This window comes from Gammaproteobacteria bacterium, from assembly GCA_015709695.1.
GTDB lineage: Bacteria > Pseudomonadota > Gammaproteobacteria > Steroidobacterales.
The window spans coordinates 2,029,298-2,043,770 of the sequence record CP054183.1 but is presented as its reverse complement, the minus strand read 5'-3'; the positions used below and the strand labels follow the sequence as shown (position 1 = coordinate 2,043,770).

Below are 14,473 nucleotides of genomic sequence, written 5' to 3'. Positions count from 1 at the left end.
ACCGGGCGAAACTTAGCGCAATAAGCGGCGGGGGACAAGCCGCAGCCGGATGCTCTGTGGCAGCGGGGATGTGCGTCGCGGGGCCGCGGCAGCCGCTGCTGTCGGCAGCGCGCGACGTACGCATGCCGCGACCTTTTGCCGCACCCGTTTTGCCTTCGCGACGCAGCTTAACAATATGTTAAGAAACCCTTTACGCGATTTGGCGACGGGGTATAGAGTCGGCCTACCGTGTGAGAAGGAATACGCTCATAACCGACATACGGCAGGGGGCAAGAGGTCTGGGACAGACGCTCGCAGACGCCTGACACGACGCGAGCGAGGGGAAGCCAAGCCAGACCGCCTTTCCAGACGGCGAACGAAAGATACTTTCAACAATCGCTAACTCTCGTTTGGAGGACTCATGAAGAAGGTAATTATCGGAGCAGCGCTGCTGGCTCTTTCGAGCCAGGCCGGCGCCATCTCCCTGACGATGACCGCTGTCAACCAGCGCAGCAGCTCCGGCTCGCTGAGCACGCTGAAGTGGGACGGCTGCACGACCTACACCAGCGCCACGGGCTGCATCAACCCGGCCAACAACAACCTGTCCAACATGGGCCTGACGGCCTCGACCGCCGTATGGGACTGGAACCCGACGACCGGCGTGCTGTCGATGACCGGCATGTTCAATGCGGCCTCGACCATCGGCAGCAGCGGTTCGGCGGTGGCCAGCGCGGTCAACGGTGACAAGGTCACCGACCTGATCATCAACACCGGCACCCAGACCACGACAGCCGCGACCTACCAGTGCCTCGAGGGCAATTTCCTCGCCGGCGTCGGCGCCAACGGTTGCCTCAATCTCGACCTCGGCGCCGACGGCGTCCTCAACAGCTCCGTGGTCTACAACGTCGGCGGCAACGCCAACTGCGTGCAGCGCACCATCGGCGGCGATGACAGCAGCACGGGCAACGTGCGCACGCTGATGAACACCGCCGGCGGCGGTGGCTGCGAAGCGGGCGACGGCGCCTTCAACATGTGGACGGTGGTCTCGTACACCGGCCCCGGTGGGCAGCTGATCGTGTCCAACGGCATTCCGCTGGCCAGTGCTGGCACCAGCTACCTGACCTTCAGCGTCGCTGCCGTGCCGGTGCCGGGCGCCGTGTGGCTGCTCGGCTCGGCCATCGGCCTGCTGGGCCTGGTGCGCCGTCGCATCGCGGCCTGATTCCCGGACTCCGGGTACTGAACCCCGGGCGTGCAGGTTCTCCTGTGCGCCCGGGGGACTCCCGGAACCGGCAATGAATCTCCATCAGGAGGAATCATGAAGAAGATCATTTTCGGAGCCGCGCTGCTGGCCCTGTCGAGCCAGGCGGGGGCGATCGCCGTCAAAATGACTGCGGTCAACCAGCGCGCCAGCAGCGGCACGCTGAGCACCCTGAAGTGGTCGGGCTGCACGACCTACACGTCGGCCACGGGCTGCATCAACCCGGCCAACAACAACCTGTCCAACATGGGCCTGACGGCCTCGACCGCCGTATGGGACTGGAACCCGACGACCGGCGTGCTGTCGATGACCGGCATGTTCAATGCGGCCTCGACCATCGGCAGCAGCGGTTCGGCGGTGGCCAGCGCGGTCAACGGTGACAAGGTCACCGACCTGATCATCAACACCGGCACCCAGACCACGACAGCCGCGACCTACCAGTGCCTCGAGGGCAATTTCCTCGCCGGCGTCGGCGCCAACGGTTGCCTCAATCTCGACCTCGGCGCCGACGGCGTCCTCAACAGCTCCGTGGTCTACAACGTCGGCGGCAACGCCAACTGCGTGCAGCGCACCATCGGCGGCGATGACAGCAGCACGGGCAACGTGCGCACGCTGATGAACACCGCCGGCGGCGGTGGCTGCGAAGCGGGCGACGGCGCCTTCAACATGTGGACGGTCGTGCAGGACAACCTCGGGTCGGGTGGTACGCTGATCATCTCCAACGGCATCCCGCTCAATGCCTCGGGGACCAGCTACCTGACGTTCGCGGCAGTCCCGGTCCCGGCCGCAGCCTGGCTGCTCGCTCCTGCGGTCCTCGCCGCGGGTCGCTTCAGCCGCCGCCGCAAGGCCGCCTGACGCACCTCGACGCTTCCCTTCCGGGAAAAGAAAACCCCGCCCTCCGGCGGGGTTTTTTTTGGAAAGGAAAAGGTGTCAGAGAAAAAGGTGTCAGACATATTTTCCGGAAAAAGGTGTCGGAAAAAGGTGTCACGGAAAAAGGTGTCAGACTTATTTTCCTACGAAGGTGTCAGAGTCATTTTCCATCTTCACTGCAGAAAATAAGTCTGACACCTTTTTCCGTGACACCTTTTTCCGACACCTTTTTCCGGAAAATATGTCTGACACCTTTTTCTCTTTTTCCCCTCTTTCCGCTCAGGGCCGGATGCGGCGGATGGGGACCTCGATGTCCTGCTCGACACCGCCGCGGCTGATGCGGGCCTTGGCGCTGTCGCCCCAGCGGTAGCTGGAGAAGACACGGTTGAGGGTATTGCTGGAGTCGATGGCGGTGCCGTCGAGGCTGAGCAGGATGTCGCCCACCTTCAGTCCGGCGCGATCGGCCACGGAATCCTTGCTGACCTGGATGATCTGGCCCGTGGCCTTGCCGAAGGAGCCCATGAGGGAGACGCCGAGCGACGGGTAGACGGTGTCGCGCTCCTCGGGCAGGCCCCAGACGAAGTTGGCGTAGGAGGCCCGCACCTGCTTCACCGGCTTGCCTTCGTCGTCGACCACGGTGACCGGCACCAGCGAGCTGATGCGCCCGTCGTAGTAGGGATCGATCTGTCGCTCGGCGCCGAGGCCGTAGGTGACGTGCCCGGCGCCGATCATGACCACCATGATCGCGTCCTTGCCGCCCTGGTTCTTCAGCGCCTGCAGCGCGTTCCAGCCCATGGTGGCGTCCCACATCGTCTGCGCGCGGTACAGGCCCTCGAGCATCGGGCCCTTCATGTGCAGCGCGTCGTCCTTGCTGAAGACGCTGCGGAACAGGGTCTCGTAGGCCTCGGTCTGCGGCGCGATCTGCGGCGGCAGGTGCGCGCGCTCCTCGGGGGAGAGGGCGTCGAAGCCCTTGCTGCGCACGGTGTTCACCGCCGGCCGCGGGCTGTTGAGCGCCACCATGCGCAGACCGTGGTCACGGGCGTAGAGGAAGATGTCGCGGTAGTAGTTCCAGTTGTAGCTCCAGTTGTCGTACCAGCGGCCCAGCGCGAGGAAGCCCTCCTCGGTGTAGCGGCCGGCGACCCAGTTGTCGAGCACCGCCTGCTCGGTGTAGGGGAACATCTCCAGGCCGATCATGACCTCGCGGCCGGCCTCGTGCAGCGCCCTGATGCTGCGGAACTGCACGTGGTGGAAATCGAGGTTGGTGTGGTTCTCGCCGATGAAGAGGATGCCGGTGCCGGCGAGGCGCCGCGCCATCTCGTCCGGCGTCACCAGGTCGCCCCTGGCGGTGTCGCGGATGCCGTCGAGCACCAGCGGCAGTTCATGGCCGCTGCGGGCCGGGTCGCCGATCTTCAGGTGCAGCGAATCCTGGTTGGCCCAGGCGGCGGCAGGCAGGGTGGCGATGATCGCCGCCAGCAAGGTGTTGCGCATTGGCTTCATTGAGGGGTCTCCCTGAGAATCGTGCGATCATGCCACGGATCGGGTGATTTCGGAGCCTGCACGGTGGCCTCCTGGCCGGGCCGTGCTGCACCGCCATCGGAGGAGAAGATCCATGCGCCTGCTGCCTGCCATCCTCGTCCTTGCCGTGCTTTCGGTCCTGCCTGGCGGTGCACGTCCTGCCAGCGCTGCGGAGACCGCGGACGCGAACCCGCCGGTGCCCACCGGGCGGCTCGGCACGGCGGTCGTCCCCAGTGCCTATCGCCTGGACTTCACGCTGCTGCCGGATCAGCCGACCTTCTCCGGGCACGGCCAGATCGACGTGCGGATCGCGGTGCCGACGCGGGTCATCTATATCCATGGCAACGGGCTGGACGTCAGCCGCGCGGTGCTGGTGCCCGCGGGCGGCGGACAGCCGCTGGAGGCCCGCTACGAGCAGGTGGACCCGCTGGGCGTGGCGCGTCTCGGCTTCGACGCACCCGTCCCGGCCGGCGGGGCGACGCTCGAGTTCACGTGGACGGCGCCGTTGCGCGAGCGCGCCGACGGCCCCTACCGCTCCACGGTGGCCGGCCAGTCCTATGCCTTCACGCAGTTCGAGGCCATCGACGCCCGGCGCATGTTCCCCGGCTTCGACGAGCCGCTGTTCAAGACGCCCTTCGACATCACGGTGACCACCCGCGCGGACAACACCGTGGTGGGCAACGCGCCGGTGTCCCGCGAGGAAGCGGCGGGCGAGGGCCTGAAGCGCGTGGTGCTGGAGCGCACCGCGCCGCTGCCGACCTATCTGGTGGAAGTCGCCGTCGGACCCTTCGACGTGGTGACGGCCGGCCCCGTGCCAGCGAATGCCGTGCGCCACAGACCGCTGCCGCTGCGCGCCGTCGCCACCCGCGGCAAGGGCGAGCGGTTGCACTACGCGCTCGACAACACGCCGGCGATCCTTTCCTACCTCGAGGCCTATTTCGACCGCGAGTATCCCTACGCCAAGCTCGACCTCATCGCCTCGCCCGAGTTCGGCACCAACGCCATGGAGAACGCCGGTGCCATCGTCTACGGCGACCAGCGCATCCTGCTCGATGCGCGCAGTTCGCTGGAGCAGCAGCGCGGCTTCGGCGTCATCCACGCCCACGAGATCTCGCACCACTGGTTCGGCAACCTGGTGACGCCGAAGTGGTGGGATGACATCTGGCTCAACGAGAGCTTCGCCAACTGGATGGGCAACAAGGCCGCCAACGCCTGGCGACCGGAGCTGCAGCTCGAGGTGCTGCCGCTGCAGGAGGCACTGGCCGCCATGCAGCTCGACAGCCGCATCGCCGCCCGGCGTATCCGCCAGCCGGTGGACAGCAACATGCAGATCGGCAGCTCCTTCGATGCCATCACCTACCTCAAGGGTGGCGGCGTGCTGTCCATGTTCGAGGGCTACCTCGGCGAGGACGCCTTCCGCGCCGGCATCCGCACGTACATGCGCCGCTTCCCCTACGGTGTCGCCGATGTCGAGGACTTCATGGCATCGCTGGCGCAGGGCTCGGGACGCGCGGACGTGGTGCCGGCTTTCCGCAGCTTCATCGACCAGCCCGGCGTGCCGCTGGTCAGCGTCGGCGTTCATTGCGACGGCAAGGGTGCCAGCCTCGAGCTGAAGCAGGAACGCTACCTGCCGCTCGGCTCCCGCGGTGACCGCAAACAGGCCTGGCAGATCCCGATGTGCCTGCGCTACGGCCAGGGCACTGCGCTGGAGAAGCAATGCGTGCTGCTCAAGGACGCCTCGGCCCGCGTTCCGCTGGCCGGCAGCGGCTGCCCGACGGTGGTGATGCCCAACGCCGGCGGTGCCGGCTACTACCGCTTCGCGCTCGATGGCGCGGGCTGGCGGGCGCTGCTCGCCGATTTTCCGGCGCTGACCCAGCGCGAGGGGCTGGTCCTTGCGGACAGCCTGTCCGCCGCCTACCAGGCGGGGCAGCTGAAGACGGACGAGCTGCTGGCCGCGTTGCGCGTCATCGCCGCTGCGCCCCAGGCGGCGCTGGCGCTGGCGCCGCGCGCGGACCTGATCCGGCTGCGCGATGCGCTGGCGCCGGCCGCCGACCGCGGGCGCATCGAGGCGCTGATGCGCGAGTTCTACCGCCCGCGGTTCGAGGCGCTGGGTCCGCAGGCGGCCGAATTCGCCGTGCGCGACACCGCCCCGCCGGCGACGGCGGACGCCATCAACGCCGCATTGCTGCGCACCGGGCTCATCCGCCTGCTGGCGCTGGAGGCCAACGACACAGCACTGCGGGGCCGGCTGGCCGCGCAGGCGCGGCAGTACCTGCGCATGGGCGAGGCCGCCGGGCTGGACGAAACGGCGCTGCAGCCGGGACTGGTGGAGACCGCGCTGCGCGCCGGGGTGCAGGACTACGGCACGCCCTTCGTCGATGCGCTGCTGGCGCGCCTGTTCGCCTCCAGCGACGCGCAGTTCCGCGCCGAGGCCGCGGCCGCGCTGTCCAGCACCGACGACCCGGCGCTCGGCGCGCGGGTGCGTCAGCTGGTCCTCGACCCGCGGCTGCGGGCCCGCGAGCCGACGACGCTGCTCTTCGCGCTCGCCGCCCGTGCCAGCCAGCGGCGCGCCACCTTCGACTGGTTCAAGGCCAACCAGCCGGCCTTCACCGCGCAGCTCTCGCCGTTCGCGCTGCGCAACCTGCCACGCCTTGCGGAAGGCTTCTGCTCCAGGGCCGAGGCCGAGGAGGTCGAAGGCTACTTCAGGCCGCTGGTCGCCACCTGGCCCGGCGCCGCCCGCAGCCTCGCCGAAACCGTCGAAGGCATCGAACTCTGCGCCGCCCTCCGCGCCGCCAGACAACCTGATTTTTAGGTGCCAGGCCGGGCTTTTCGGGCTTTTCGGGCTTTCGCGTGGTTGCCTGAGTTCGCAGGCCAACAGGAAGCCCGAAAAGCCCGAAAAGCCCGGCCTGGCACCGTATTACGGTATTAGCGTGCGGTCAGCTCGGCTTCGCCTTGCTGGGGGGTGCCGTTGCGGGTCCACTCGAGGTGGACGCGGTCGCCGGGCTGGTGCTTGCGCAGCAGCTCGTTGAAGCCGCCGAGACCGGCGACGGGTTCACCGCCGAAGCGCAGCAGGATGTCGCCGGCCTTCAGGCCCGCCTTCTCGGCGGGTGAGCCGGGCACCACGCTGTCGAGGCGCAGGCCGGGGCCCTGGAAGGCGAAGTCCGGCATGGCGCCGAGCGAGACCTTGCGACGGTCGCCCGAGGCGACGGGCGGCGGCACGCCGCTGCCGACGCCCGCGCCGGTGAGCGTGAGACGCTTGTCGGTGGAGGCGAGGTATTCGATCGCCTCGGTCACCACCGACGCCACCTTCACCATGCCGGCGGCGTCGACGGTGTCCGGCGTGTCGCTCGGCCGGTGGTAGTGCAGCGTCGCGTTGCCGAACACCTGCACGCCCGGGATGCCCTGGTCGATGAACGCTTGCTGGTCCGAGGACACGCTGGCGCCGACCACGCTGCGCGTGGGGATGCCGGTGGTCGCGGTGATGCCGCTGAAGACGAACGGCCACTCGCGCGCGCTCTCGGTGGCGAGGATCGACACCGGATGCTCGCCGAGGCTGCCGACGGTGTCGAGGTTGAGGTCGGCGATGATGCCGGCGAGCGGCACCGGCGTCGGGTGCTTGACGTAGTAGCGCGAGCCGAGCAGGCCCGACTCCTCGCCGGTGAAGGCGATGAAGACGATGCTCCTCGGCGGTGGCGGGCGGGCGGCCAGCGCGCGCGCCACCTCGATCATCACCGCCACGCCGCTGGCGTTGTCGTCGGCGCCGGGATGGATCTTGCCGATGTCGCCGGTGCGCGCATCCGGCCAGCCGAAGCCGAGGTGGTCGTAGTGCGCGGTGAGCAGCGCGGCCTGTCCCGCGAAGCGCGGGTCCGAGCCGGGCAGCACGCCGATCACGTTGCGCAGCGTGCGCTCCTGCTTGTCGACGCCGCCGACGGCGGTGAAGGTCTGGAACCAGCCGCCATCGCCGGCGCCCGGCTGCAGCCCCGCCGCGGCGAACTGGTCGCGGATGTAGTCGCCCGAGGCGGCGAGGCCGGCGCTGCCGAAGCCGCGGCCCTCGCGTTCCGGTGCCGCCAGCCAGTCGACGTGGGACATCAGCCGCTGCGCCGAGTAGGCCGGCGGCGGCTCGGCCAGCGGCGCGCGCTTCGGCAGCCGCGCCATCACCACCGGCGTGCCCGCGCCCTGCAGGTTGACCAGCAGCGGGGAATCGGTCGCCAGCCACTCGCCCTTGGCGAGGCTCGCCGCATCGGCGCCGCTGAATGCCAGCCAGGAGTACTTGCCGTAGTGGGGCAGCTTGCGGCCCAGCGCGGCGATGGCGGCCGGCGGATCCGCGGTGATCCAGCCGATGGCCAGGCGCGGGTCGGCCGGATGCCGGCGCGTGATCACCAGCGAATGGCCGGCATAGGCGATGTCCTGGCCGCCGATGGTGACGCCGCTGGCGCCGACCTTCAGCCCCTGGGCGGCATCGCTGCCGAAGAGCTTCGCGGCCAGGCGGTTGCCGCGCCCGAGGATCCAGGTGCTGCGATCGGGCGGCAGCGCCTTCGCCTCGCGGTCGCTGACGATGGTGACGTGGCTCGCCGGGCTCTCCCAGCCCTTGAGCATGGCGCGCCAGGCGTCCTGCTCGGCCTCGGGCACCACGGCGGTGACCTCGCTGGCGCCGAACAGCTGGCCGATGCTCGGCGCGGTCTCGCGCGGATCGAGCACGCGGAAGACGTCGAACTCGGGATCGACCTCGACCCCGAGCGGCTTCGATGTCGTCTCCACGCGGAACGGCGTCGCGGCCTCGTGGCTGGCGATGCGGGTGATCACCGGCTCGCCGGTGGTGGCGACGACCAGCGGCACGGCGAGGTCGTAGGGCCCCGCCTGGCGCTGGCGCAGCGTGCCGGTGACGACGAAGCCGTTGCCGGCCTTCGCCACCTTCACGCCCTCGACGGCGATGTCGGCGGCGCCGGTGCGGTTCACCCATTCGTCGAAGAAGCGGCCGAGGTCGCGGCCGCTGACCGCCTCGAAGGCGCTGCGCACGTCGGCGAAGCTGGCGCGTCGGCCGCGGTCGTCCTTGTAGAACCGCACCAGCGCCTGGCGGAACAGGTCATCGCCCAGCGCGCGGCGCAGCATGTGGAAGCCCATCAGTGTCTTGCCGTAGCCGACCGCCTCGGTGGCGGCGCTGTGGCGCGAGCGGAAATCCTTCAGCGGGAAATCGCCGTTGCTGGCGGCGAAGTCGCGGTAGCGCTTGAGGGTGTCGCGGCGGTACTCGGCGCCCTGGCCCTCGACTTCCTTCAGCAGGTGGTCGGCGAGATAGGCGGTCAGGCCCTCGCACCAGTTGCCGGTGGCGTAGTCGACGTAGACGGAGTTGCCCCACCAGTTGTGCAGGATCTCGTGCGGATAGGAGGAGGTGAGGATGAAGGGGAAGCGGATGATCTGCGGCCCAAGCAGCGTGTAGGAGGGCATGCCGTAGCCGGTCTCCCAGAAGTTCTCCACCAGCGCGAACTTCTCGTAGGGGTAGGGGCCGATCAGCTCGCTGTACATGCGCAGGTAGCGGCCGGTGGCGTCGAGGTACTTCTGTGCCAGCGCGGGGTCGGCCTCGTGCAGGTAGACCTGTGCCTGCACCTTGCCGCTGCGGGCGCTGTACTCGGTGAGCGGGCCGCCGGCCAGCGAGATCTCGTCCACCGCCGAGGGCGTGCTCCAGCGCGCCTTGCCGTCGGCGCCCGAGGACACACCGTTGCCGGGCGCGATCAGGTGCCACCCGGAGGGCGTGTTGACCTCGAGCGAGTAGGTCATGAGCTCGCTCGCCACCGGCTTCACCAGCTGCGGATACCAGAGCGTGCTGCCGGCGAGATAGACGCCCTTCGGGTCGATGATGCCCGGCGTCTCGGCGAAGCTGCGCGCGTATTCCTGCTTGCTCACCTCCGGCTGCATGTCCACGAGGCCGGCGTAGTGCAGGCTGAAGCTCGTGGCACCGGCGGGCAGCGTCACGCGGTAGCGGCTGACGCCGCGGCGGCGCGCGGTTTCCTCGCTGCTGCCGTTGATGCCGGAGAAGGCCTCGTCGCCGGCCGCGGCCGGCAGCTTCTCCAGCGCCGGGTTCGCCTTGTCCACGGCGAGATTGCCTGCCAGCACGAACTCCACCGCCTGGCCGGCGGCCGCCGGCGGCACCGTCACGGTGACGTCGGCCTCCAGCCGGTGCGTGGCCGGGTCGATGCGGGCATCGATGCGGTAGTCGGTCCATTGCGTGGGCGCGGCGGCCTGAGCCAGCGGCGCGAGCGCGCTGGCCAGCCACAGCACGGCGGCGGCAGCCCGGCGCTGCGCGGTGGACGGATGGAGGAGGCGGCGGTTCCCGGCGGGGTCGGACATGTTGATACCCTGGTGTCCCATTCGTGGATGTTATGTCGCCAGTTTGCCACGGGTGGATGGCCGGTACTTGCGTCATGCTGTCGCAGCCCGCAGCGGGCTGCTTGACAGAAGACAAGCCTGGTGAAGTTTGTGCTTTCCGCGGGATGCCGCGCTCCAGTACCATCGGCTCGTCGACGTGACCAGAAGAAGGACCCGAGGCGTGCCAACAGCCCAAGGTTTCCTGCGGCGCCCGCTCGCCGCGCTGATCGCCCTCCTGTTCGTCTCCATCGCCGCGCTGCCGGCCCTTGCCGCGCGGCCCGCGCACGTTCCGCAGCGCTTCGATCGCGCCTGGCAGACCCAGCAGCGCTTCCAGCGCGTGCTGCTCCAGCGCAGCGGCGTGGTGGGCGTGGCGCTCGGCGAGAACGCCGCCGGCGAGCCGGTGCTGAAGCTGTTCCTCGAGCGCGCCGGCATCACCGGCCTGCCCGACTACGTGGACGGCGAGGCCGTGGAGACGCTGGTGACCGGCCATTTCCGCGCCGGCCAGTTCGCGCCGCAGGCCGGCGAGTCACCCGCGGGACGCTGGCCGCGCCCGGTGCCGATCGGCGTGTCCATCGGCCACCAGGACGTCACCGCCGGCACGCTCGGCTGCCAGGTGTTCCAGGGCAGCGGCTGCCACGTCACCAATTACTACATCCTCAGCAACAACCATGTGCTGGCCAACTCCAATGCCGGGCAGATCGACGACCTGATCCTGCAGCCGGGCAAGGTCGACGGCGGCAGCTACCCCGGCGATGTCATCGGCAAGCTCTACGACTTCCAGCCGGTGGAGATTTCGACCACCGCGAACAACATCATGGATGCCGCCATCGCCTATGCCGTGCCGAGCGACGTCGGCTTCGCCACGCCGGCGGATGGCTACGGCGCGCCGGTCGGCTCCACCGTCAGCCCGGTCATGAACCTCAAGGTGCGCAAGTACGGCCGCAGCACGCGCATGACCGGCGGGCGCATCACCGCCATCAACGCCACGGTGATGGTGGACTATCCGGGCGGCACCGCGCAGTTCGTCCAGCAGTTCATCGTCAGCGGCGACAACAGCCAGCCGTTCAGCGGCGCCGGGGATTCCGGTTCGCTGGTGGTGGTCAACGGTGGCAGCAACGACCGCAAGGCCGTCGGCCTGCTGTTCGCCGGCGCCGGCAACCTCACCGCCGTCAATCCCATCGGTCCGATCCTCGCGCGCTTCAACGTGCAGATCGCCGGTGACTGAGCCGGCGGCGGACGTCGATCAGGTCATCGCGCGGCATCGCGCGGCGCTGCTGGCGCTGCCCGGGGTGATCGGCGTCGGCCGCGGCGAGGCCGATGGCGCGCCCTGCATCGTCGTCTTCGTCTCCAGCCATGAGGCGACGCCGCCGGCGCTGCCGGCGGTCATCGAGGGCTTCCTCGTGGTGGTGCGGCGCACCGCGCCCTTCCGTCCCCAGGGCTGAACGCCGCGCTGCTCAGCGGTTCTCGTAGCGGTTGAGGTCGAAGATGCCGGCCTCCAGCGGCTGCAGCCGCCGGTAGGCCGCCTGGAACCAGTCCGCCTGCGCCCAGAACCCGGGGTTGGTGCGGCGCAGGCCGTAGAGCGCGACGAAGCGCTCGTAGTCGTCGCGGTCGCGGATGGCGGCGAAGCGCGCCACGAAGGCATCGATGCCGGCGGCATCCACGTCGAGGAAGAAATTCGGATAGCTGGCGACGAAGCCGGGCACCACCGTCAGGCTGTCGTGGTCGGGATTGCGCCGGTCCTCGTCCTCGAGCATCGACACCAGGTTGCGGTAGTCCTTGTTCAGCACCAGGGTGTAGGCGAGGTCGCCGGCCGGGTCGGCCCCGGTGCGCACGCGCAGGAAGCTCGCGTCCGGCAGCGGCAGCAGCTGGCGGCCGCGCAGCGCGCTGATGCGCCGCAGGGCCTCCTCCACCCGCGCCCGCACCGTATCGTCGGCCGGGAGCAGCGCGCAGCCGCTGCCGCAGCGGTTGATGCTGTCGTGGCCGGCCAGCGGACCGAGGTGCTGTTCGATCCGCCGGTAGAGCTCGCGCTGCGGGTCGTCGCCCTGGTAGCCGGTCACCGACTCGACGCTGAGCCAGTCCAGCGGCTCGGAGAACTGCTCCTGGCGCCGCTCGCGGATGCCGAGGTACCAGCTGTCGCGGATGGCGCGGCGGTGGCTCGCGGGCAGGAAGGCGAGGAAATAGTCCTCGCCCTCCATGCGCAGGAAGTCCATGTAGACGCGCGTCAGCAGCTGGTGGCCGACGTTGCCGTAGACATCGAAGCCGGCAACCAGCAGGTAGTGGATGCGCTCGAGCAGCGGGTAGTCGATGACCCAGGCGGTCTTCGGGTAATCGCCGACGAGGCCGTTCATGACGAAGGCACTGTCGGTGTGGCGGAAGATGGTGAGCGCCGCGTTGGGGTTGCTGCCGGCGCCATCCCAGATGTAGGCGAGCGCGGCATCCAGCGGTACCGCCTGCCGGCTGGCGAACAGCCGCTGCTTCGCCTCGAGGTAGGTTTTCTGGCCCTTCCAGTACTCGGTCCACAGGCTGGCGACATTCAGTGTCTGGGTGCCGCGGTCTGCCGGAATCCGCAGGTAGGCGGCGTTCTGCGCGATGAACTCCGCCTGTTCCATCACGGGCAGATGGTCCGGCGAGAGGAACAGCACCCAGAAGCGGTCGTCGATGACGTTCAGCGCCACCTGGCCGCGGCACACCGGCCCCTTGATGAAGCCTTCGATGAAGTAGCGGGCATCGTCGAGCAGGAAGCGGTAGCGGGAATCCATGGGGATGGCGGCGAAGGTGAGCAGCGGATTGCCCGCGGTCTCCGCCGTGTAGCCGGGCAGTTCGGCGATGTCCCAGTGCGTCGCCAGGAACAGCTCGGTGTAGCGCGCCATGCGCGCCGCGGACCACTCGTAGACGATGTGGTCCTTGGCGACGATGCTCTGCGGATCGAGCCACAGGCGATACCAGAAGCTCGTGCCGGGATCGTCCAGCGGCCGCACGGTGGGGATCTCCTCGATCGGCAGGCCGGGCGGGGTGCGCGAGCGTACCAGGCGGTAGAACTCGCGGTCGCCGGTGCCGGCGAGGTGCAGGTGGCCGATGAACAGGTGTTCGTAGAGGTAGCGGCTCATCAGCCGTTCGCGCGGCGTGCTGCCGTTGAGGAAACGTTCCCAGCCGGCGATCTGCTCCTGTGCCGCGGGCGACGGCCGGGCTGCCGGAGGTGGCGGTGCGCCGGTGGCGATCCAGCGCACCAGCTTGCGGTACTCGGCCTCGCCGAGGTTGGGCAGGCCATAGGGCATGCCCCACAGCGGGTTGTCGCGCGCGAAGTCGTCGAAGCCGTCCTCGGTGGTGCAGACCTGCTCGCGGTCGAGCCCGGTGGTGACGGCCCCGGGCAGCATGCCGGTGAGCGGCTGCGGGTGCAGCTGCTTGAGTCGCAGCATGCGGTAGAGCACCGACTGCTCCATGCGGCCGGCTGCGGTGGCCGCGGCCGGGCTCATCACCGGGTGGAAGCCCTTCGCCTGCCATTGCGCGGGCGTGTGCGCGTCGATGAACAGCCGGGTCGGCGCCGCGGCGCGGATGCGCGCGCCGTCGTAGACCTTCCCGGGATTGGCGCCGCGGTCGAGCCCCTCCCAGGAGGAGAGCTTCAGCTGGCAGGGCGCGTCGTAGCAGGCGTGGCAGACGACGCAGCGGCCTTCGAGCACGGGTTTCACGTCCTCGTTCCAGCGCACCGGGGCGGCGGCCGGGTCGAGCACCAGGTCGTAGTCGACCACCGCCTGGCCGGCGGTCACCGGCGGCGCCGATCCGGCACAGGCGCCGAGCAGGGCCGCGGCGGCCAGCGGCATCAGAAAGCGCAGCATCGCGGCCGCAGCGCTCCACCGGTCATGGTGCCGCATGTCGCGGTCCTCAGCGCGAGCGCAGGCGCTGCATGGCGCGCTCGTGGCAGGGGGCGAACTTCTCCTGGTCGACATCGCGCTCCATCAGCTTCGTCATGTAGCGGGTGGCGGTCATCGGCGATTCGGCCCAGTGGATGTAGCGCCAGCCGGCCGCCGTGCGTCGCAGGACGGCGCTCACCCGCACCTCCTCGCCGATGGGCGGGCGGCCGATGATCTTCATCTCGAAATGCATCCACCAGGCGGCGATGGCGAGGCCGGGCGCGGGGAACTTCACGTGGATGTCGCGCATGTCCTCGCGGATGCCCTGCACCGCCGGGCTCGGACGCGGCGGAGCCAGGTAGGCGCGCAGCGCATCCCAGCCGATGAACCAGTCCTGCTGTTCCTCGGCGAGGTAGAAGGGCAGGGGCTCGTCCGCGTCCCACAGCGCGAGCACGCGCGAGAAGTCCTGGGAGTTCCAGGCCTCGGCGGTCGCGTGGATCAGCGCCTGCACCTCGGCGCGGTCGCTCGCCGCCGCGTCGTTCTCCGCTGCCATGGCTGTCTCCCCGGCGCACCGGCGCCGCGGGGCCTACGGTAGAATGCCGGCGCCCTCGCGGGCAACCGCCCGCCCCGACAGGAGTGCCCG

The 14,473-nt window shown here is 69.5% G+C and carries 9 protein-coding genes; 5 read left to right on the top strand and 4 right to left on the bottom strand.

From position 1 onward, the window contains the following. Positions 1-400: 400 nt before the first annotated feature. Both HRU81_09525 and HRU81_09520 read left to right on the top strand, forming a co-directional pair. Positions 401-1,198: a hypothetical protein gene (locus HRU81_09525; GenBank protein QOJ32326.1), complete on the top strand. Its 798-nt coding sequence runs from the start codon at positions 401-403 to the stop codon at positions 1,196-1,198. A gap of 96 nt (positions 1,199-1,294) precedes the next feature. Continuing rightward, the gene (locus HRU81_09520; protein ID QOJ32325.1) at positions 1,295-2,092 is read left to right on the top strand and encodes a hypothetical protein; all 798 of its coding nucleotides are present in this window, start codon (positions 1,295-1,297) and stop codon (positions 2,090-2,092) included. A gap of 294 nt (positions 2,093-2,386) precedes the next feature. Here the strand turns inward: HRU81_09520 and HRU81_09515 are convergent, their stop codons facing one another. After that, positions 2,387-3,604: a ChaN family lipoprotein gene (locus HRU81_09515; protein ID QOJ32324.1), complete on the bottom strand. Its 1,218-nt coding sequence runs from the start codon at positions 3,602-3,604 to the stop codon at positions 2,387-2,389. A 112-nt stretch (positions 3,605-3,716) separates the two neighbouring features. Between HRU81_09515 and HRU81_09510 the strand changes: the two genes are divergently transcribed. Further along, positions 3,717-6,434 carry a M1 family metallopeptidase gene (locus HRU81_09510; GenBank protein ID QOJ32323.1) on the top strand — a complete coding sequence of 906 codons (2,718 nt, stop codon included), beginning with the start codon at positions 3,717-3,719 and terminating at the stop codon, positions 6,432-6,434. A 113-nt stretch (positions 6,435-6,547) separates the two neighbouring features. Here HRU81_09510 and HRU81_09505 read toward each other — a convergent pair whose 3' ends face one another. Next, positions 6,548-9,964: a M20/M25/M40 family metallo-hydrolase gene (locus tag HRU81_09505; protein QOJ32322.1), complete on the bottom strand. Its 3,417-nt coding sequence runs from the start codon at positions 9,962-9,964 to the stop codon at positions 6,548-6,550. 199 nt (positions 9,965-10,163) lie between these two features. On the opposite strand from HRU81_09505, the gene HRU81_09500 reads away from it, so the two are divergent. Together HRU81_09500 and HRU81_09495 are read left to right on the top strand one after the other, a co-directional pair. After that, complete coding sequence (locus HRU81_09500; GenBank protein ID QOJ32321.1) at positions 10,164-11,207, top strand: hypothetical protein; 1,044 nt, start codon at positions 10,164-10,166, stop codon at positions 11,205-11,207. Beyond that, positions 11,200-11,424: a hypothetical protein gene (locus HRU81_09495; GenBank protein QOJ32320.1), complete on the top strand. Its 225-nt coding sequence runs from the start codon at positions 11,200-11,202 to the stop codon at positions 11,422-11,424. Before HRU81_09500 ends, HRU81_09495 begins: the two co-directional genes overlap by 8 nt. A 12-nt stretch (positions 11,425-11,436) precedes the next feature. On the opposite strand, the gene HRU81_09490 is transcribed toward HRU81_09495, so the two are convergent. After that, positions 11,437-13,851, bottom strand: coding sequence for a fatty acid cis/trans isomerase (locus HRU81_09490; protein ID QOJ32319.1), 2,415 nt, complete (start codon positions 13,849-13,851; stop codon positions 11,437-11,439). 10 nt (positions 13,852-13,861) lie between these two features. Then, a complete protein-coding gene (locus HRU81_09485) occupies positions 13,862-14,383 on the bottom strand; it encodes a nuclear transport factor 2 family protein (protein ID QOJ32318.1) in 522 nt (173 codons plus the stop codon). Between the last annotated feature and the right edge of the window lie 90 nt (positions 14,384-14,473).